The organism is Paenibacillus xylanilyticus (assembly GCF_013359935.1).
Lineage (GTDB): Bacteria > Bacillota > Bacilli > Paenibacillales > Paenibacillaceae > Paenibacillus > Paenibacillus xylanilyticus.
Window position 1 is genome coordinate 284,617 of the sequence record NZ_JABMCB010000185.1, and the last position, 21,511, is coordinate 306,127.

18 protein-coding genes are annotated in these 21,511 nt (G+C 45.5%); 16 read left to right on the top strand and 2 right to left on the bottom strand.

Annotation, left to right across the window (positions count from 1 at the left end; translation table 11 throughout):
• Window positions 1–23: 23 nt before the first annotated feature.
• The 10 genes from HP552_RS15855 (at window position 24) to HP552_RS15900 (ending at window position 12,760) form a co-directional block, all read left to right on the top strand.
• Window positions 24–1,661 carry an ABC transporter substrate-binding protein gene (locus HP552_RS15855; protein WP_175396380.1) on the top strand — a complete coding sequence of 546 codons (1,638 nt, stop codon included), beginning with the start codon at window positions 24–26 and terminating at the stop codon, window positions 1,659–1,661.
• A gap of 22 nt (window positions 1,662–1,683) precedes the next feature.
• The gene (locus HP552_RS15860; RefSeq protein ID WP_175396381.1) at window positions 1,684–2,643 is read left to right on the top strand and encodes an ABC transporter ATP-binding protein; all 960 of its coding nucleotides are present in this window, start codon (window positions 1,684–1,686) and stop codon (window positions 2,641–2,643) included.
• A gap of 32 nt (window positions 2,644–2,675) precedes the next feature.
• Window positions 2,676–3,689 (top strand): ABC transporter ATP-binding protein, encoded by a 1,014-nt coding sequence (locus tag HP552_RS15865; protein WP_175396382.1) that lies wholly within the window; start codon window positions 2,676–2,678, stop codon window positions 3,687–3,689.
• A gap of 35 nt (window positions 3,690–3,724) precedes the next feature.
• The gene (locus tag HP552_RS15870; RefSeq protein WP_175396383.1) at window positions 3,725–4,675 is read left to right on the top strand and encodes an ABC transporter permease; all 951 of its coding nucleotides are present in this window, start codon (window positions 3,725–3,727) and stop codon (window positions 4,673–4,675) included.
• 17 nt (window positions 4,676–4,692) lie between these two features.
• Window positions 4,693–5,628 (top strand): oligopeptide ABC transporter permease, encoded by a 936-nt coding sequence (gene opp4C / locus HP552_RS15875; protein ID WP_175396384.1) that lies wholly within the window; start codon window positions 4,693–4,695, stop codon window positions 5,626–5,628.
• A 12-nt stretch (window positions 5,629–5,640) separates the two neighbouring features.
• Entirely contained in the window at window positions 5,641–6,966 is a 1,326-nt protein-coding gene (locus tag HP552_RS15880) for an MFS transporter (RefSeq protein ID WP_246310907.1), read from the top strand.
• Between the two features lie 156 nt (window positions 6,967–7,122).
• A complete protein-coding gene (locus tag HP552_RS15885) occupies window positions 7,123–7,947 on the top strand; it encodes a copper amine oxidase N-terminal domain-containing protein (protein WP_175396385.1) in 825 nt (274 codons plus the stop codon).
• A gap of 434 nt (window positions 7,948–8,381) precedes the next feature.
• On the top strand, window positions 8,382–9,113 hold the full coding sequence (locus tag HP552_RS15890; RefSeq protein ID WP_175396386.1) for a Stf0 family sulfotransferase: 732 nt from the start codon (window positions 8,382–8,384) through the stop codon (window positions 9,111–9,113).
• 135 nt (window positions 9,114–9,248) lie between these two features.
• Window positions 9,249–10,994 (top strand): ABC transporter ATP-binding protein, encoded by a 1,746-nt coding sequence (locus HP552_RS15895; RefSeq protein ID WP_175396387.1) that lies wholly within the window; start codon window positions 9,249–9,251, stop codon window positions 10,992–10,994.
• Window positions 10,991–12,760 carry an ABC transporter ATP-binding protein gene (locus tag HP552_RS15900; RefSeq protein ID WP_175396388.1) on the top strand — a complete coding sequence of 590 codons (1,770 nt, stop codon included), beginning with the start codon at window positions 10,991–10,993 and terminating at the stop codon, window positions 12,758–12,760. The genes HP552_RS15895 and HP552_RS15900 overlap by 4 nt, the downstream gene beginning before the upstream one ends.
• A 92-nt stretch (window positions 12,761–12,852) precedes the next feature.
• On the opposite strand, the gene cyoE is transcribed toward HP552_RS15900, so the two are convergent.
• A complete protein-coding gene (cyoE, locus tag HP552_RS15905) occupies window positions 12,853–13,782 on the bottom strand; it encodes a heme o synthase (RefSeq protein WP_175396389.1) in 930 nt (309 codons plus the stop codon).
• A gap of 407 nt (window positions 13,783–14,189) precedes the next feature.
• On the opposite strand from cyoE, the gene HP552_RS15910 reads away from it, so the two are divergent.
• The 4 genes from HP552_RS15910 (at window position 14,190) to HP552_RS15925 (ending at window position 18,442) form a co-directional block, all read left to right on the top strand.
• On the top strand, window positions 14,190–15,101 hold the full coding sequence (locus HP552_RS15910) for an NAD(P)/FAD-dependent oxidoreductase (RefSeq protein ID WP_175396390.1): 912 nt from the start codon (window positions 14,190–14,192) through the stop codon (window positions 15,099–15,101).
• Window positions 15,102–15,378: 277 nt separating this feature from the next.
• Window positions 15,379–15,966 carry a TetR/AcrR family transcriptional regulator gene (locus HP552_RS15915; protein WP_175396391.1) on the top strand — a complete coding sequence of 196 codons (588 nt, stop codon included), beginning with the start codon at window positions 15,379–15,381 and terminating at the stop codon, window positions 15,964–15,966.
• A 60-nt stretch (window positions 15,967–16,026) separates the two neighbouring features.
• Window positions 16,027–17,508 carry a DHA2 family efflux MFS transporter permease subunit gene (locus HP552_RS15920; protein ID WP_175396421.1) on the top strand — a complete coding sequence of 494 codons (1,482 nt, stop codon included), beginning with the start codon at window positions 16,027–16,029 and terminating at the stop codon, window positions 17,506–17,508.
• A gap of 286 nt (window positions 17,509–17,794) precedes the next feature.
• Window positions 17,795–18,442: a protein kinase family protein gene (locus HP552_RS15925; RefSeq protein WP_175396392.1), complete on the top strand. Its 648-nt coding sequence runs from the start codon at window positions 17,795–17,797 to the stop codon at window positions 18,440–18,442.
• 127 nt (window positions 18,443–18,569) lie between these two features.
• Here the strand turns inward: HP552_RS15925 and HP552_RS15930 are convergent, their stop codons facing one another.
• Complete coding sequence (locus tag HP552_RS15930; RefSeq protein ID WP_175396393.1) at window positions 18,570–19,103, bottom strand: DUF1572 family protein; 534 nt, start codon at window positions 19,101–19,103, stop codon at window positions 18,570–18,572.
• 157 nt (window positions 19,104–19,260) lie between these two features.
• On the opposite strand from HP552_RS15930, the gene HP552_RS15935 reads away from it, so the two are divergent.
• Window positions 19,261–20,238, top strand: coding sequence for an MBL fold metallo-hydrolase (locus HP552_RS15935; RefSeq protein ID WP_175396394.1), 978 nt, complete (start codon window positions 19,261–19,263; stop codon window positions 20,236–20,238).
• Between the two features lie 355 nt (window positions 20,239–20,593).
• The gene (locus HP552_RS15940) at window positions 20,594–21,388 is read left to right on the top strand and encodes a DNA polymerase IV (protein ID WP_312884300.1); all 795 of its coding nucleotides are present in this window, start codon (window positions 20,594–20,596) and stop codon (window positions 21,386–21,388) included.
• Window positions 21,389–21,511: the final 123 nt, after the last annotated feature.

Below are 21,511 nucleotides of genomic sequence, written 5' to 3' on the forward strand. Positions count from 1 at the left end.
AAACATAAGGGGGAAGCGTTCATATGAAAAAATGGTTGAAGAGGACAGCGCTGTTTCCATTGTTCGGAATGATGCTTATCACAGGTTGTGGTTCAGCAGGACAAGGATCAGGGACATCTGCAAGTGCAGCCAATGGTAACCATACTCAAGCAAACCAGTTGACCATTGGAATAACGAACCCGCCTCTGATGTTTAATCCGATCGATTCGGACGGAAGTGGCTCAAGTGGTGCTGTATTCACCTACCGATATTTCTTCGATAGTCTGGTCAAAACAACAGGTCCGCTTCAATTCGAAATGCAGCTTGCCGAGTCCTTTGAGACGGAGGATAACCAAACGTTCCGCATCGCCATTCAACCGGATGCAAACTGGACAGATGGTACACCTATTACTGCACAGGATGTTGAATTTACGATCAATCTGATTGCCAATCCCAAGACGATCACTACACAGCGCAGCGCTATATTTTCCCTGGATGGATTGAATGAGAAAGGAACGCTGCCTGAAGGCTCTGAAGGACTGGATTCGATCAAGGTAATTGATGAGAAACATCTTGAGATTCGAACCAAAACGCCGGTGGACCCCAATCTGGTTTATGAACGCTTCTCCGATGTATTGATTGTCCCCAAACATGTGCTGCAGGATGTAAATCCGGCAGAGCTGAATCAAAACTCATTTTGGCGCAGTCCCAATGTAACTTCAGGTCCTTATACTTTTGTAAAATATGAGAACAAATCTTATGTGGAACTCGCTGCCAATCCGGAGTATTACCGGGGAGCTCCCAAGATTGAAAAGGTATTTATCAAAATCATGCCTGCCTCCAATATGGTTGCACAGCTTCAATCCGGAGAGCTGGACATGAATGCGGCGCAGGGGGTAGGGAATATCCCGGCTTCAGAATGGCAGACCGTAAAATCCATTCAGGGGCTGACAACCAAAGAGGAGCAGACCCGAAGATACAACTCGATCGAGATTAATACGGAACGTTTTCAGGACAAAAAAGTAAGACAAGCCCTGGCCTATGCGATCAACCGGCAGATGATTGTAGAACAGCTGATGCCAGGCACCGGAGAATTGCAGGACGGCCCGTATGCCAACAGTCATCCTTATCATGACGACAATATTATCAGCTATGGTTATGACCCTGAGAAAGCCAAACAAATGTTAGCAGAAGCCGGCTTCGATATGAAACGCCCCATTGAATTGATTGTGCCTACCGGCGACCGCACTCGTGAGATGGCAGGCAATATCATTCAGCAAAATTTTCAAGCCATCGGACTTCAGGTTAACCAGGTGAATTATGATTTTCCAACGACGGTTTCGAAGCTTGTTGCAGGAGAATTCGATCTGGTGCTTAGCAGCTTTGGCAGTATTATGGACCCTGATGGCCCGGCAACCGTATATCGCTCCACAGCAGCACTTAACGATATGCGCTACAACAATCCGGAAGTGGATGAATTATTTGATGCGGGAATGGCAGAGACAGATTCAGCCAAGCGTCAAGAGATCTACAACAAGCTGCAAAATATGATTCAGGAAGACGTACCGCTGATTACGGTATACTCCGAATTTAATCTGATGGCGATCTCACAACAGATCGAGGGTAAAGGCGGCGTGGTGGACGGCATGCATTATGACGTTAACATATGGGAGCGCAAATAAATGGAATCGGGGAGGAACAGGTATGAATGAACTGCTTGAAATACAGCATCTCAGGACTAACTTCCGTACCAATCAAGGGGAAGTGACTTCGGTGGATGATGTGAGCTTCTCTCTGAAAGCAGGAGAGACACTCTGCATTGTAGGAGAATCCGGATGCGGCAAAAGTGTCACTTCATTATCTATCCTGCGTTTACTTGGACGAAGCGGTTATATCAGCAGTGGTTCCATACGATTTGATGGAAGGGATCTGGCCGAACTTCCTGAACACGAACTGGTCAAGCTTCGTGGCAAGGAAATCTCCATGATTTTTCAGGATCCGATGTCTTCTCTTAACCCGGTCTTTACCATTGGCAATCAATTGACGGAGACTATTCGACTGCATCTTGGGATGGGAGCCAAGGAGGCGAAACAGCATGGCATTTCCCTGTTAAAACAGGTTGGATTTCCAAGGGCCGAGCAGCTGCTTGGCCAGTATCCCCACACCTTGTCCGGTGGAATGAAGCAGCGTGTCATGATTGCTATGGCACTGGCATGCAGACCGAAACTTCTTATTGCTGATGAGCCGACAACAGCACTTGATGTAACCATACAGGCCCAGATTCTGAGTTTGATGAAACAAATTCGTGAGGAAACTGGGACTTCAATTATGTTAATCACGCATGATCTGGGTGTCGTGGCCGAAATGGCGGATCGAATCATCGTGATGTATGCAGGGCAGGTCGTCGAGGAGGCAGAGGTATATGAGCTGTTCGATCATCCCGAACATCCATACACCATTGGACTAATGGAATCCATCCCACATATCGAAATTGAAGACGCAGAGCTGCGTTCCATTCCCGGTTCGGTACCCTCACTGCAATCCATGCCTTCAGGCTGCAGATTTATGGAACGCTGCAGCAGGGCGGCAGCCCAATGCCATACACCCCCACCACTGACAGAGATTCGCGAAGCTCATAAAGTACGCTGCTGGTTTCCGGCGTAAGACTTAAACCTACAGGATAAGGGGGATATGACATGTCAGCGATGCGAAAGCCGATCAAGGAAAGCGCGGATAAACCGTTACTTCAGCTGGAAGGGGTCCATAAACATTATCCCATTCAGAAGGGTATATTTTCAAAAACAGTTGGACAGATCAAAGCAGTGGATGGAATTGACCTTCAGGTGTACCCCGGAGAAACTGTTGGTCTGGTCGGAGAATCAGGCTGCGGCAAATCTACGCTTGGACGCAGCATTATCGGGCTGGAGAATATTAGTTCAGGCAAGGTGCTGTTTGAAGGAAGGGATCTGACCCAAATGTCGGGCGCAGAGATGAGAACATTGCGCAGGGATATTCAGATGATATTTCAAGACCCCTATTCATCGTTGAATCCCCGAAAGCGGATTGTCGATCTCATCACAGAGCCTCTTCATGTATTACGAGGCATGTCGGACGCCGAAGCCTTGCGGGAAGCTTCACAGTTAATGGAGATTGTAGGATTATCGGTTCAAGGTTTGGGGAAATATCCACATGAATTCTCGGGAGGTCAGCGTCAACGAATAGGTATCGCGCGTGCGGTTGCCCTTAGACCCAAACTGATTGTTTGTGATGAACCTGTTTCGGCACTTGATGTTTCCATTCAGGCCCAGATCCTGAATCTGCTCAAGGACTTGCAGCGTGAATTTAACTTAACCTACTTGTTTATTGGTCACGGCCTTGGATCCGTAAAGTATATGAGTAATCGCATAGCTGTAATGTATCTCGGCAAAGTGGTAGAACTCGCCCCGGCTCAAGAGTTGTTTTCTTCGCCCAGACACCCATATACCCGAGCATTGCTCGATGCTTATCCTATTCCGAATCCCCATTTGAGAAACAAAGAGCGAATTGTACTCGAAGGGGATGTACCAAGTCCCGCATCACCACCACAAGGCTGTCGTTTTCATACCCGCTGTCCACTCGCCAGTACCAAATGTCAGGAGGAGGAGCCGCTTCTTACTGAGGATATCTTCCGTAAAGGACACTTGTATGCTTGTCATGATCCGCTTGGATAAACGTTCTAACCATGTATGCACAGAGGGGGCCTTTTATGTTGAATTACGTGCTTCGGAGACTTCTGATCGCGATCCCGGTATTGTTTGGAGTAACTTTCCTTAATTTTGTTCTCATCAATCTGGCCCCGGGGGATCCCGTGGACATGTATGTGAATCCGGATGTGAGTGAAGAGGACAAACAATTAAGGCGAGAAGCACTTGGATTAAATGATCCGTTCATGATTCGGTACTGGAAATGGCTCGTGAATTTGGTGCAGGGTGATCTGGGGCATTCATTCAGTTCCTTCCAACCTGTAACCAGTTTAATCGCTGAACGAATAGGTCCGACCTTGCTGCTGGTAGGGGCATCGATTCTGTTTGGATATCTGATTGCGATCCCGATTGGCATTTACTGTGCTGTAAAGTCGGGCTCCAAGTTTGATTATTTAATGTCGACCACCTCGTTATTGGGTGTTTCCATTCCGAATTTTTTTCTGGGCCTGGGCCTGATTTATATCTTCGGCGTCCTGTTGGGTGTACTTCCCACGGGAGGCATGAGCACCATGGGAGGGAACGCCGGCATCGGGGATACGCTGACTCACCTGATATTGCCTACAATTACGCTGGGAACTTCCATCTCTGGCGGAATGATCCGTTATGTTCGCGCGAGTGTAATTGAAGTGCTTGGACAAGAGTATCTGCGAACAGCAAGAGCCAAGGGAGTCAGAGAATTTATCGTAATTCACAAGCATGCTTTGAAAAATGCACTTATTCCGCTGATCACGATAGCGGGTCTCGATATTCCTGTATTAATCGGGGGAGCCGTCATTACAGAAAGCATATTTCAGTGGAACGGCATGGGACAATTGACGATTCAGGCCATCTTTTCAAGGGATTTTCCGCTGCTCATGGGAGTAAACATGCTTGCAGCCCTATCTGTACTGGCCGCCAATCTGTGGTCTGATCTGATGTATGCGGTCGTGGATCCTCGAATCAAATACAGTTGAAGAAAGGAGTGAGCATTATGCCTTCACTAAATCTGGAGTCTGGTACAGCTGCTTCCCCTGAACTCGTTGCGGGTTCGGCTGCAGCAAACACTCCGAGTTTTGAACGTGAGAGCTACTGGAAAATGATCGGTCAACGCTTTGTCCAGCATAAACTTGCAGTAGCGGGGCTGATTATTCTCGGATTTCTCATCCTGATCAGTGGTTTTGCACCATTCATTGCTCCCTATGATCCCAACGAAATTACGGGTGCATTTGCCGCTTCTCCTTCCAGTCAGCATTGGCTGGGTACAGATCAGGTGGGACGGGATGTGCTGAGCAGGCTGATCTACGCAACACGTGTATCACTTGCCGTAGGTGTAGTTACTGTTTTGCTCTACGTATGTGTAGGTACCATTGTTGGAGCCATCGCCGGTTATGTGGGGGGATGGGTAGACATGTTGATCAATCGAATCATCGATGTCTTTATGTCTTTTCCGAGTCTGATGGTGATTCTGGTTCTGGTAACTGTTCTTGGCACCGGATTGTCCAACATTATCATTGTACTCGCTCTGCTGGGATGGCCTGCAGTTGCCCGGCTGGTTCGGGGCAGTGTATTAACTCTTCGGCAAACCGAATTTGTAAAGGCAGGACAGGCACTGGGTTTCAGTTCACCTCGACTGATTTTTGGGCATATTTTGCCGAATGCTTTGGGACCAATTTTGGTCAATGCCACTTTTGGTGCCGCCGCCGCTATTCTGTCCGAATCCTCCTTGAGCTTTCTGGGTATGGGCGTACAGCCGCCCACAGCCAGCTGGGGGAATATGCTTAATGCTGCACAATCCATAACGGCCCTGACAAGTCAGCCTTGGCTCTGGATTCCACCAGGTCTAATCATTATTCTGTCGGTCTTATCCATTAATTTTATCGGTGATGGTATCCGTGATGCAATGGATCCTCGCAGGACCAGCGCATAGAGAAGAGGGAACATGAACAGAACGTTAATTTCCATGCTATCGTCCTGGAACAAATTAGGGCATCTTCGTAACTATCCGAGGGATGCTCTCTTATTCATCGCCGCGAGCTTCGTTAATTCTACAGGCAAGGCTATCATGTGGCCATTAACTACATTGTATGTGCACAATGTGATGGGCAGATCGTATGGAGAAGCCGGATTGATCGTTCTTTATCAGGCACTATGCAGTGTTTTCGGGGAACTGGTGGGCGGCAATCTCTACTATCGCTTGGGTCCCAAAATTCTGATTACCGGCTCTTTCCTGATCTCTGCCTGCATGCTGTTTGGCATTGCGATGACGGACAGTTGGCCAGCTTACATTGTTTTCATTTGCGCGCTCGGTTTTGTAAACGGAATTGCACTTCCTTCCCTAAACGCCTACGTCGGTTTTCGTTGGAAAGAGCATCGCAGAACGCTCTACAATCTGATGTACGTTTGTAACAATTTTGGGCTGTCCATCGGTGCCATGGTCGGCGGCTTGATTGCATCGATTTCCTTTACCCTGACATATCTGTTTACGGGAACAACCACTTTATTATTTGCTGTCTTTCTGTTGCTGTTCATGCGCCTGCCAAGCAAGGTCGATTCATACAAAACAATCGATTCAGTCCAGGAACCCGAGCAACATATAATAGAAGGAAAAAATGAAACGACAGCGAATGAGATGCCAGTGGATCGCAGGAGCTTGCTGAAAAATGTAAGCATTTATCTATTTCTCTCTTTCGGAGCCATGTTCTTCTGGATTTCATTCTCACTATGGTCAACGGGCATTGCTCCTTATATTGACGAGCAGGGACTGGACCTCAAGTTCTACAGCTTGCTGTGGACAATTAATGGACTGGTTATCTTGCTGGGGCAGCCGTTTACGTCATGGATCAAGAAGAGGTTTGCCCCAACTATCGTTAGGCAGATGTTTGTGAGTGCCTTATTTTCGGCTTTGGCGTTTACGTTCATTTTGTTCTTTCACGAACATTATATTTATCTGGTACTCGGCATGATACTTGCCACCTTTGGGGAAATGATGTTACTCCCCACCATACCTACATTCCTGTCTGAACGCACGGGAGTGAACGCACCTTTTTATATGGGGCTTACTGGTGGATTTGCGAATATCGGCCGAATGATTGGTCCGTTGATGTTCGGGAATGTCTATGATTGGTGGGGGATTGTGCCGGTCATCCTTTTGGGAACCATGTCCTCGTTTGCAGCACTGCTGATGTTTTATATCCATTCCAATCTGAATAAAAAGGAAGAATGGGTGGAACGGTTGTCGCTTATGACCGGAACGATAAACAAGTAAATGGAATTGCACATAAAGGATTATGCAAAAATGATAATGAGACGTTGGCATTCAGGCCAGCGTCTTTTTTGAGAAGGCGGCAACTTTCATGAGTCAGATAACGTTAACTGATTTAGAAAAGATCGTTACGTTATTTACTCGAAAGGAGGCTGCAACTTGATATTGAAAAAAAATGCGTTTATCGTGCTGGCGTCTATAATGCTTATTACACTTTCCACAGCGGTTCTCGCTGAGGATACTGCAGTTGAGATTAAGGAAGGAATGTTGTCTAAAAATCGGGTCTTAATCCCTTTGAGAGTGGTGTCCAACAATTTTGGGGGAGATGTAAAGTGGTATAAAGATGACAAATATATACGAATTAAAACAGATGAGAAGGAGATTTTTCTCGCTGTTAACTTCAAAAATGCGCGAGTGAATGACCAGGTAATAACCATGGATTCTTCTGTGGTGTTAATTGGAAGCACTGCGTATGTTCCGTTGAGATTTGTCAGTCAGACGCTTGGGGCCGAGCTGAACTGGGATGGTGAAAACAAACAGGCTACCATTATGTTAGATGATCAGACGGTGGTTGTGAACGTGCAGAACGATGATTCCCAGATACCTGTTTCTCAGAAAATAAGCCAAACACGGATCAATTTATTATCGAAAAAATTGAACGAAACGTCCAATCTGTCTGAGATTAATCCAATACGGACATATTTCAAACCCTATTTTACAGAAAAATTAATCCAGTCCATCATTAAAGGGCAGGAGTTGCAGAGCGAATGGATTCAGTATGATATTCCTGAGAACTCCGTTTATTATACGAGCAGTACAACTGGAACGTTATCTCAGTCGTACGTTCTTGGAAATACATTAACGGGTGAATCCCACTACGTGAATGATCGAAACATTGAACTTGTATACAGTGAGGGTGTATGGAAGGTCAATCGAATAAAGTTTGTTTTTAGAATGATTCCTAATCTGGGGTATGATCGTTAGTTCGGCTGCAAATGATTTTATCAACATGAAGGAAATAACAATTTAGTAAAAATGTTCTTGACGCATCCTGATGGAGCGAATACAATAGACAACAAATATGTGTAACGGGTGGGTAGATGAATATGTTCATGCCAGTGTGGGGTTTCGAATCGATAACTGAATAAGCATGAGCATAGGTACTGTCCAAGGTGAAGATGTCAGCGTTTGGAGAGCCGTGTTTGTGCAGCCCCTGGCGTGGACGCTATTCATTATTGCGATGCAGAGGAGAAATCCAGAAACGTTTTTTATATGGTTCTCTTGTTGATACAAAGCTGTAGATGAACATCAGTTCATCTATGGCTTTTTTGCATGCATTCCACCAATCTGTTCACATGGAAAGGAGACTGGGCATCTATTTTTATCATATTCCTAAGGGTAGAAAGAGAGGTAAAGAGATGAAGCAACCGGTTCAAAGTTATACGATTTGGTTTTCCCAGCGCACAGGCAGTACGCTGCTCAGTGAAGCATTAAGTTCTACGGGTCTTGCAGGCAAACCCGGGGAATGGCTGCATTTTCAGCAGAAGAGTCCCGATACCCTGAAACGAGAAGATCTGGAACAAATGTGGGAGCAGGGAACAACGCCTAATGGTGTGTTTGGCATCAAGATCAATTTTGAACAACGATGGATGGATGCAATCCGCAATCTGTATCATTTGCCATCCGAAGTATCGCGGGCTGAAGTATGGAGTACCGGTTTCCCTAACTGCACGAAGCATATTTACATGACACGTCGAAACAAGGTTAGATTGGCTGTATCCTGGTGGCGGGCTATTGTTTCAGGTGAGTGGCATCGCAAACACGGCGATCAGGCAGAACAGCAAAATATTGCAGACCAATATCATTTTGATGCAATTAAACACCTGCTTGTTGAAAGTAACATGTGCGAAGCTGCAATAGAAGATTTTCTTTCGGAGTCGGGAATTATCCCTTTAACGATTGTATATGAAGATTTTATACAGGATTACGAGGGGACCGTCATGAAAGTGCTGGAGTATTTGGATATCCCATCTGATCCCGTTACCATTTTGCCTCCGTCCTTTGACCCCATCGCAGACGAGGTTTCCGAACAGTGGGTTCAAAGGTTCAGGGAAGATTGCCAGAAGGGTTGGGAGAATAAAAGATGGTAAAAAGTCATGTTAATAATGATACTTGGGTCGTAAACAAGGCATTTCATATTTTTCTGCATGATTCGTCTTAGCGATGTAAGAGATGTGATAAGCCGAATGAGAATAACACTAAATAGACGTAAAGGGGTGGGCAATGTGCCCAAACAAGAAAAAAAATCCATGTCCTGGCTCTTGCAATACCTGAAACCCGTGAAGGGGCGGCTGGCCCTGCTGCTGGTTATGCTGCTGACTTCAACAGGCTTGCAGCTGCTGAATCCGCAGATTGTCAAGCGGTTTATCGATACAGCCGCAGGGGGCGGAATACTCACAAGTCTGATTCAGCTGGCAGCCTTTTTTCTGGTCGTTGCCGTGTTTAATCAGCTGATTACGGTTGCGGTCAGTTATCTGGGAAATGATGTCTCATGGCGGGCAACGAACCAGCTTCGCGGGGATTTGCTGAAGCATTGTCTACGTCTGGATATGCGTTTCCACAATGTTAAAACACCAGGGGAGATGATTGAACGTGTCGATGGAGACGTAACGAGCATCTCAAACTTCTTTGCCATGTTTATTGTTCAGGTCATCGGGAGTTTTGTATTGCTTGCGGGAATACTCGGGTTTATGTTCACGGTGAATATACCCATTGCGGTAGTCATGACGGTGTTTACGTTATTATCGATTTTGTTTATGGTATTTATCCGTAACCTCGGTGTGCAATCTTCCAAAAATGAGCGTGAAGCAAGTGCTTCCCTTTTCGGCATGATCGAAGAGCGTATTGCCGGAATCGAGGATGTCCAGGCGAATGGGCATGTACCATATGTCATGAATCGATTCTACAAATTGATGCGAATTGTTTTCCTGAAAGGGCGGAGAGCCTGGATTTTACGCGTTATTCCGTGGAATACAACCGTGATTTTGTTTGCCATTGCTGTCACAGCGGTTCTCCTGCTGGGTGTTCATTATTTTATGCAGGGGGCAATCAGTCTCGGTACGTTATTTCTCATCTATCAATACACTCAGATGCTGAATGATCCGATTGAGATGCTTGGAGATCAGGTGCAGGAGTTTCAAAAGGCGAAATCCGGTATGCTTCGTTCCAGGGAACTGCTTGCTCTAAGCAGCGAAATCAAAGACGGAGATCAGGAATGGCTGCCAGATGGAGCGCTTGGTCTGGAATTTGAGCAGGTAAATTTCAGTTATAACGAAGATAAACCTGTATTGCGGGATATCAATTTTAAAATTAAGCCTGGGCAGAGACTGGGTATTATCGGTCGCACAGGCAGCGGAAAGTCCAGTCTGAGTCGCGTGCTGCTGCGTTTGTATAATCTGGATAGTGGTGTCATACGGGTAGGCGGCAAGGATATTTCCGAGCTTAGCTTGCAGGCACTCTACAGAAGAGTGGGCATGGTGACGCAAGATGTACAGTTGTTCGATGGCACATTGCGGGATAATCTGACGCTGTTTAATCAGGAGGTCTCGGATGACATGATCCTGGAAACGACCGATCGACTTGGACTCCGTCAATGGATCGATACCCAGCCAAAAGGGCTCGATACTCATTTGACTGCGGGAGGTTCTTCCCTGTCTGCTGGCGAAGCACAGTTGTTTGCCTTAACCAGAGTATTTCTGACTGAGCCAAGTATGGTCATTCTGGATGAGCCGTCTTCACGTCTGGATGCGGCTACGGAACATCTGCTCCAGTCGGCTGTCGATCAGTTAATGAAGCAATGTACGGGAATCATTATAGCCCATCGCCTGGCTACGCTTGAGCAGGTAGACCAGATTATGGTGCTGGGAGATGGCCGGATATTGGAATTCGGGGCAAGGGAAGAGCTCGCGAACAATCCGAATTCACATTATGCTCGGCTGCGGATTACAGGCAGAGAGGAGGAGCTTGCGTGAATGTAGCAGAATTTATTGGACGACTGTTTCGGTTCAAAGTTGTCCTGTTTATCATTAATGGCTTGTTATGGTGTGTGTTTCATTCCTTGCCACTTGCGATCGGGATCGGAATGCAGTGGTTTTTTGACCGGGCAACAATTGGATCCAGTGATTACCTGTGGCTGGCAGTTCCGCTTATATTCATTGCACTGATACGGGTAGCCAGAGTGGGTACGTTTTTTGCCGCTTTTTATGCATGGATTACATACGTCTATCATATTCAGGCGATTCTTCGTACAAATATGCTGGCTGGCATCATGCGCTGGCCTGGACGCAACCTTCCGGCTTCACCAGGAGAAGCGATGAGTCGCTTTCGTGATGATGTGGAAGAGGTCGTTGAGTACGTTGAATCATGGGTAGACTTCTGGGGACGACTTGTCTTTGCGATTGTGTCCATCGCTATTATGGCGAACATTAACTGGAAAATTACACTGGTTGCCGTGTTACCCTTACTCGTGGTTACCCTGCTTAACAATTTGTCAGGAAATCGTGCACGCAAATATGCCCAGAACAATCGTGAAGCGACGGGGCGAATAACGAGTTTCATTGCCGAGACGTTTGGTGCGGTGCAAGCATTGAAGCTGGGGCAGGCTGAGCAGCATGTTTCAGCACGGTTTAACCATTTGAATGAAGAACGGCGTCAAGCTGCCTTGCGGGATAATCTGTTCAAACAGTGGATGAGATCCCTGAATCAGCATGTACTCAGCATCTGTACGGGGTTAATTCTGCTGATGTGTGCTGCCGAGATGAGGACCGGACAATTCACCGTAGGGGATTTTGCCCTGTTTACATCGTATCTTGCCAACATCGGCTTTAGTATTTCCTTATTCGGGTACATGGTATTCCAGCATAAACGTCTGAAGGTATCCTTTGACCGCATGCGCAAGCTGTTTCGTCCTGGTGAAGAAGATTGCATTATGGAATCCAGAGAAATTTATCTGTATGAAGACCCGCCAGAACTTGGTGAAGTGCAGAGAGGATCGGACGAGAAACTTAGGGAGCTGCAAGTCAGCAATCTGTCGTATCAATATCCTAACTCTATGAATGGAATTCAGGATATCAACTTGCGGCTGAAGCGAGGACAATTTCTTGTCATTACCGGACGCATCGGATCAGGGAAGTCAACGCTAGTACGGACTCTCCTCGGACTGTTACCGAAACAGGAGGGGAGTATCCGATGGAATGGAAAAGATGTGGATCCGGCGACCTTCTTAATGCCGCCCAGAGCAGCTTACACTCCGCAGGTCCCTCGCCTGTTCAGTGATACATTGAGGGAGAACATTGTGCAAGGCAAAAAAGACAAGGTGGATGAATCGCTCGCACTGGCCATTCGCCTTGCTGTAATGAAAAAAGATATAGACCACCTCGATCAGGGACTGGAGACATCCGTTGGCCCAAGAGGGGTGATGCTGTCTGGCGGTCAGATTCAGCGTGCAGCAACTGCACGTATGCTGATGACTGGAGCAGATCTGTTTATCTTTGATGATCTGTCCAGTGCACTGGATGTGGAAACGGAACAGCAGGTATGGGATGGTTTATCCAAAGAGCAAAATGTGACTTGTATCGCCGTATCGCACCGACGTGCAGCCCTTGCCAAGGCTGATCATATTATCGTCATGAAGGATGGACGTATTGAGGCTGAAGGAAGTCTGGCGGAACTGCTGGCAACCAATGAAGAAATGCAGCTGCTGTGGCAAGGAGAACAGTCACCTGTCAAAGTGGGCTAATATCCCAAGAGCAATAAAAAAGCCGTACAGTCAACTCTATACAAGAGTTTGTCTGTACGGCTCTTTATCTTCACGTTGAAACGCGGTACCCTTTATCTAACCAGCTGTGCAATCAGGGAGTAAGCGATGATCACCAGGAAAACAATCGTAATGTGATTAATCGAGAAGATGAACATTCGATGTGACCATTTCTTGGTTTCTTTGCGATCAAATGTTGCCACACTAAGGATGAGCCATGCCAAGCTGACCAAAAATGCAACGATGGCAACAAACGGGCTCAGCGGCCAGAACAAAAAGCTGGAGAGCAACAACAATACCAGGTAAACATTCGTTTGAATATAAGTGCGTCTGATTCCTTTGACAACGGGAAGCATAGGGACGCCGGCAGCCTTATATTCATCAAATCTGCGGATGGCAATACCGTAGAAGTGTGGCATTTGCCAGAGCAGCATCGTAACAACCAAAGCCCAGATTTCAAAATGTCCAAGTTCTGGTGAAATGGCTGCCCAGCCAATCAGTGGAGGAACGGCACCGGACAGGCTGCCTACTTCCGTATTATATATCGTTGTACGTTTGGTCCACATGGTGTATGGAAACACATAGAGCAACAATCCCAGGATTCCGAATACAGCAGCTGAAGGTGAGGCAATATACAATAAAATGCCCCCAAGCACGGTAATGGTGATTCCCAGAATCAATCCGGATTTGGTATCAACCTGACCAGTAACGGTTGGACGGGTTCTTGTACGTTCCATAATGGCGTCGATATCGCGATCGTACAAGTTGTTGAACACGCCAGCCGCCCCGATAATTAGGGAGGAACCGATGACGGACAAGATGATCGGCACAATGTTGGCTATGAATGAGGCATCGAATACATACAATGCCAAACACAAACCGGCAAGCATGGCGATCAGATTAGACTTGATAATCCCGACTTTAATCGTATCGAAGAACATTTTCGGAATGGAACTGTACTCTAATTCAATTTTGGGTTGAGACCCCTTATTCAATGTTTTCAAATACTCACTTCCTATATCTATACTTATATATCTCGTCACTTATTATAGCATTTAGTTTACTATGTGAATTAAAACACGTTTTAGGTTTAAAAATACTGTCAATTGATTGTGAACAATTTAAAAACACGGTTTTTTTTAATTGTTAAAATTGAATTTCTGTGCTACAGATGTCATGAAAAAAACAAAAAAACATTGGAAAATGTTAAAAATATACTTGCGATTTTCCGATTGAAGGTTTATTGTAGATATAAGAGATCTTTAATAGATTATTATGATGTTATCTTTAAGTGATCTTGTTTCTCATTTTTTGTTGTCAGTTATACGTTCCAATCCATGAAGGTAAGAAGATGATTTCTTTTTTTTTAGGTGAATTAAAGACTTTAGGTATCCGGGAAAGGGTGTTAAGTATGGAGAAAACAGTAGATGTAATTATTATTGGTGGGGGACCCTCTGGGCTCAATGCAGCATTGGTACTTGGAAGAGCTAAGAAAGATGTCGTTGTTATAGATGACGGGCGACCGCGTAATGCGGTTACTCGTGAAACCCACGGTTTTCTGACGAGAGACGGAATCAGCCCAAGCGAATTCCGAAAGGTTGCGAAGCAGCAAATACTGGCATATCCTTCTGTACATATCATGGAAGACACTGCCACTGCTGTTACTGGAACGGAAGGTTCATTCGAAGTTACAACAACTGGGAACAAGATCGTGAAAGGCCGGAAGCTTCTTTTTGCAGTCGGAAAAAAAGATCTGCCTCTGGATATTCCCGGACTATTGGAGGTGTATGGCAAGAGTGCCTTCGTATGTCCGTATTGCGATGGCTGGGAGTTAAGGGACCAGTCACTCGGCATCATAGTGGGTGGTGACAAAGCTGTACACATGGCCAAAGTGATATCAGGATGGACAAACCGATTCACGATACTCACAAATGGAACCGATGGATTGACTGATGAGCAACGAGAAGAATTGAAACTGCATCATGTGCCTGTATTGGATTCACCTATTCGATCCATTGAATCGGAGGAAGGCATGGTTCGTCAGATTTTGCTTGAAGATGGTAATAACGTAGAGTGCACAGGCATTTTCTTTGCACCCAAGCTCGTGATCGGTTCGGATCTGGCCAAAAATTTGGGATGTGAGGTAACGGAATCTGGGACGGTGGTGGTTAATGAGTTCGCCAAAACGTCTCTACCAGGCGTCTTTAGTGCGGGAGATGCTGCTTCGGAGATGTATCAAGCGATCACGGCCGCGTCCTTAGGAGCGTTGGCAGCGGTTAGCATCAATAGTGAGCTGAATGCCAAGGCATGGGATAAGCGTTAGATTTATTAATGAAGGATCGGATCTGAGTCGAGGTAGGATTAGATTTGTTTTGCATTAAATGAAGGAATGTACACAGAGAGGTGTTGCCTGTAGGCAGATACCTCTTTGTTGTGTCTTAAACAGGTATATTCTTATCCTGCTCAATCATTTAACATGGGGATAATAAACTGTTAGCGGTTTCATAACATTTCTTTGATAAAGTAGTTGACAGTGCTTATCGAAACGGGTTTAATTATGTAGACCGATTGTTATAATTCAGATTAAGGAAGTGGCTCCATTGAGTGAAAAGTCTAATGCTAAAGAACTAATTGTCAGCACAGCAGCCAGACTGTTTTTTTCACAGGGATATCATGCGACCGGTCTAAATCAGATTATTAAGGAGAGCAGTACGCCGAAAGGCTCGTTATATCATTATTTCCCGCACGGTAAGGAAGAGCTCGCTCACGAGTGCATCCAGAAAGCCAATGAACATATCATGCAGAAATTCGAGGATACCTTTGCAGCTCATGAGAGTACTGGGGATGCCATTCAGCGATTTATCCATGACATGGCTGATGAAACGGAGGCGGCTGGTTTCACCGGTTTTCTGCCATTTAGCTTTTGGGCAGCTGTGGAGACTTCCTGCATCAGTCATCAATTGCGTGTCGCATGTCAGGGTGTATTCGCGAACTGGCAGCAAATCATTACGAAACATCTGATGATGGAAGGTGTTGGCGAGGAGAAAGCACGAGAGACGGGGCTTTTGGTCATCTCTTTAATGGAGGGAGCGCTGATTATCAGTCTGACCAATCAGGATAAACAGCCCCTGCTGACGGCTGCTGATTATTTGTCGGGTGTGGCAAAGAATGCGAGAGAAATTCAATAACTCTGCACAAAGAGAGAAACAGTTATAAAGTTTGAGGAGGATGGGATCGTGGAGGTTTCCATGAAAGCTGGTTCTGTACAGGACCAACAAGAAACAAAGCAATATAAAGTACTGCCGATATTATTCGCGATGCTATTGAGCGGATTCATTGGTCTATTCGGTGAAACGGCTCTTAATGTGGCACTGACACCGCTGATGACCTTGCTCGAGGTTGGACCTACTACGATTCAATGGTTGACGACAGGTTATCTGCTCGTATTGGGTATTTTGGTGCCGGTTTCCGGTATGTTACTACAATGGTTTACAACAAGACAGTTGTTTACGACTTCTCTGATTTTTTCGATTGCGGGAACGATTGTTGCTGCAATTGCACCGAGTTTTGAAATTTTGCTGGTGGCACGGGTATTGCAGGCCGTAGGTACAGCTCTCTTGCTGCCGCTGATGTTTAACACGATTCTGGTTATTTTCCCGATTGAAAAACGTGGTGCTGCCATGGGATTAATCGGTCTCGTTATCATGTTTGCTCCAGCAAGCGGTCCGAGTATTTCCGGATTGATCTTGGCTAATCTGAGCTGGCACTGGATCTTCTGGATTTCACTGCCGTTCTTCATCATCTCGCTCATTTGCGGCTTGTTGTTCTTACCGAATATTTCGAAATTGACTAAGCCGAAAATTGATGTTCTTTCCATTATATTATCGACCCTTGGTTTTGGCGGAATTGTATATGGATTCAGCAGCGCCGGGGGACACGGAGAGACTGGCGGAGGCTGGACCAGCCCTGTTGTGGTAACCACCCTGGTCATTGGGGCGTTGTCCTTGCTCTTATTCAGCATCCGTCAATTGAGAATGAAGCAGCCTATGATGGATCTGCGTGCATTCAGATATCCAATGTTTACAATCGGTTTGATCCTGATCTTCATCTGTATGATGATGATGTTGTCTTCGATGCTGATCCTTCCAATGTATCTGCAACAAGGTATGGCGGTTACAGCACTGACAGCAGGTCTGGTCTTGCTGCCGGGCAGCTTGCTGAACGGATTCCTGTCCCCGGTTATGGGTCGTTTGTTTGACAAGTTCGGTCCGAAATGGCTTGTTATCATCGGTCTGGCGATCGTGGCAATTGTTCTGTTCATGTACACAGGTATTACGCCGACAACGGCATTAAGTACAATTATTACGATGCATGTGTTCATGATGATCGGAATTTCGATGATTATGATGCCTGCTCAAACGAACGGTCTGAACCAGTTGCCGCCTGAGTACTATCCTCACGGAACGGCAATCATGAATACATTGCAGCAAGTATCCGGAGCGATTGGTACGGCAGTTGCGGTAAGTATTCTGAGTGCGGGACAGACACGCTTCCTGAGCAATGTGACTAACCCGGAAAGCCCGGAGAATCAACTCGCCGGATTCACGTCGGGAGTACAAAACGCATTTGTTTTTGCATTAGTCCTCGCCGTAATTGGCCTGGTGATCTCCTTCTTCGTGAAACGGGTTAAGGTTGGTTCGCAACAAGGCCAACAAGGTCCAATGCATTAAAATATTTAGCTAGTCAGCAAACGATGCACTTCCTGATCTCACAGGGAGGCATCGTTTTTTTTGCATTTTTGTTACTTGACGTGAAACGGGTTCCATCCATTAGAGTAAAGGACAGTTCACCAAGTCAAGAAGCCCATGATCGAATTTGGAAGCAAATAGTTCATGTTTTGGCGAGATTGGATATGTTCAACTTCAATGTTAGAGATAATAATAGTAAAGTGAAGTTTTGTTCATCAAATGATAGAAAACGTTTTAGTTCTATTAACGAATCGAGGAGACGTCTTTTATGAGAATCATTAAACCGCTGACTCCCCATATTGAGGAGATGCTCAGGCACTATGAGCAAAACGGGCATTTAAACATGCAGGCTTCCCTATTGGGAAAACAGTCTGCTGTCTATAAAGTACAGGAATACTGTCTCAAGGTGTATACCAAGCGTGGGAAAGTCGGTGGAGAACTCGAATGCGAGGCGATGATGTCATTGCAAAACAACCGGCATGTTCCCGAACTGTATGCTTACTCTACAGGGAATTTTGTTTTGACCGAATGGATTGATGGTTTCAATTTGAGACAGTATCGAGAGATCCATGGTCATATTCCGCAAAATTTAATCTACGATATGTTTTCATCCGAACTCCAGCAAATTCAGTCAGGTTATCGGGATTGGGATGTCATTCGTTATGAGAATTTGTTATGGACCAAGGGGGGAGAAGTCAAACGGACTGATTTTTGGCTATGCGAACCGGCAGGCTTGATGCAGAACGATGTACAACAGGCAATTATCCGTAAAATAGACAGAGTGTACAGCGGCGATCGAAGTGAAGTGCAGAAGCTGGAGCACTATTTTTACCGCCACGGACTTACGTTTTCAGAGGTGAAGCAGGCACTGGAGCACTTCCGCTCCCAAGGGTCGAGTCTTGTGGTGTCACAATGAACGCCAAGCCAAACCCCAACGAATATGGTCCTCGTTAAGGTTTGGTAGGCAACTACTCCGTTTTTATTTGTCGCTTCTCTATTCCTTAAGATCCCTCTGTAAGGCGAGAGGATATGCTAATGCCACATTAATGATATAACCCCGTTAAATGCTCATCGGTTGGTTGCAAAATCTTCGATAAAAGTACAATCTGACCAGTGTGATAGCCGTAATGTGCAGCCACTTTAATTAAAATGGCGCGGACGATTTTATGTTCTTTAGCATCCTGGACTTCGTCTTCACTGCGATTCATACGATTCCAATCCGCCAGCTCATAGGGGATGGTCACTTCACGGGACAAGTCGTTCTCACCGAGACCTGATAAAATGCTCTTCGATTCTGAACGCACGTATTGAAGCTTGGCAATCAATTGATCGCGGGTGAGTCCCCCCGTCATTTCAAACTCAAGCGAACGTTCCCGGATGAGTGGTTTTGCTCCAATCCCTGTAACAAGATTCTGATATTCATTGCCAGCAAGATGCAAGCAATAATTCCCCGCACTGTTCATCCCAGGCTGGAGCTTCGTCCAGATCTGTTCATCACTCAGCCTGTTCAGACTTGTTTTAATGCGATCCAGCTGTTTGTCCATATCTTCCATAACGTCCTGGATGAGTTCAACCATGATACTCAGTCCTCCAATCATAATGGTTTGTTGATAAATGGGATTAGACAACGGAAGGCGAATTGATTATAAACGAACAATCCATTAATATAAGTCTATTATTAAACGATTATGATAAATATCATACCGAAACCATTACTAAGATAGAAGGGATTAGATGAAAAAATACGAAAATCAGATTCCAACATCCATGGGTATGAATTTGAAGGCAATGCTGAGCATGCTCCGGGATTCTCTTAAGGGTAGTCAGGAACGAAGACCCGTGAGTAATATCCCAATGGTGAAAAGTGAGTTCGCCCAAACGTTAAACCCTGCCGATGATCCGCAGGTGACATGGTTTGGCCATTCGGCCTTTTTGCTGGAGCTGGAAGGATACAGGCTGCTTTTTGATCCGATGTTGGGTCACCGTCCTTCACCGGTGTCATGGGCAGGCACCAAACGATATACTACTGACCTGCCGATCGAACCGGAGGATCTTCCTGCCATTGATGCAATCATCTTATCTCATGACCATTACGATCATCTGGATTACTCTTCCATTCGAAAATTAAAGGACAAAACCGAACAGTTTATCGTGCCGATTGGCGTGCGTCGACGCTTGATTCAGATGGGTGTATCTTCGGACAAGATTACCGAGCATGGCTGGTGGGATGAACTTCGCTTCAAGGGCCTGACACTGGCTAGCACGCCTGCTAGACATTTCTCGGGGAGAGGGTTATTTGATCGTAATTCCACCTTATGGTGCTCATGGGTCATTGCCGGACAAAAGACTAGGGTTTTCTTTAGTGGGGACAGCGGGTATGGTCCACATTTCAAGGAAATTGGTGAAAAATACGGACCATTCCACTTAACCTTGATGGAATGCGGACAATATGACGAACGATGGGCCAATATTCATATGATGCCGGAAGAAACGGTACAAGCCCATCTGGATGTAAGAGGACAACTGCTTATTCCCATCCATTGGGGAGCATTCACCCTTGCCTATCATGCATGGAACGATCCGGTTGAACGGATTAGCCAGGCTGCGCGCAGCTCTAATGTCGATATCGCAACACCGAAAATTGGAGAACAAGTGCGGATACATACCGGAGAGTACCCAACAGAACCATGGTGGAGATCCGGCAAGCGATAATCATACAGCGTTCAACTCAGCAATGAGTGGACGCTTTTCATTTATAATACCATCGAGATTGCACTATAAGCATGGTCATTCATTATCCCAAGTAAATTCGGTTTCGATTTATTGAGTGTAGAGACAATTGAATGATGTATTTGCAAATAGACAAGTGAATTAATGATTGCTAATGTACTGACCTTGAGGGTTACCGCCTCAGGGTTTTTCTTTTGTCATAAGTCATCGTTCTCTGTATGTTGAGTATGACCTTATCTCGGATGAATATAAATATTTACCTCTTGCATAAAGAACGTGTGTTCGGTTTATAATATATATACAAACATACGTTCTTAAATATACAGGAGTGATTTCAGTGTTGCCTAAGCAGCGAACCATTATGCTCATCGATATGCAGTCGTTTTATGCTTCAGTCGAAAAGGCAAAAATGCCTCAATACAAAAATAGACCACTAGCCGTCGCAGGCGATCCAGCAAGACGTTCTGGCATTATTCTTGCCGCTTGTCCATTGGCCAAAGCTAAGGGTGTATCTACCGCTGAACCACTCTGGCAGTCTCTTCAGAAGTGCCCTGAACTGATCATTGTCAAACCTCACATGCAGGAATACATCGAAGTATCCACTCAAATCATGTCCATTATTGAGGAGTTCACCGATCTGGTTGAACCGTACAGTATAGACGAATTATTCGCTGATTTTACAGGGTCTATGCATCTATTCGGTAATGATCCAATCGATTTGGCGAAGCAAATTCAAGACAAAATCTATAATGAAACAGGCGTTTACGCCAGAGCAGGCATTGGTGAAAACAAAATCATCAGTAAATTGTGCTGCGATATGATCGCTAAAAAAGCGGAGGGTGGCATTTTCCACTTAAAGAAAGAGGAGTTACACCTCCACATTGGAGATAAGCCCATCCGAGATATGTGGGGGATTGGCTCAAGAATGGAGAAACATCTGTGGAAGATGGGTATCCGAACCATTAGAGATCTGGCAAATACGCCTCTTTCCAAATTAAGAAGTAAATGGGGCGTTAATGGAGAGGTCATCTGGAGAGTCGCAAATGGACTAGACAACTCGCCGGTAACCGTCAACACGCACAGTACACAAAAGGATATCGGAAACGGAATGACCTGTTCAGTTACATTATAGATGGTAAATTGCCATTATAGTTTTACAATTGCCATTATAGTTGGTAAATGGACATTATAGTTGGTAAGTGAAAATGACGATCAAGATTAATAAAAACTAATAACTTATAGAGTAATATTAAAC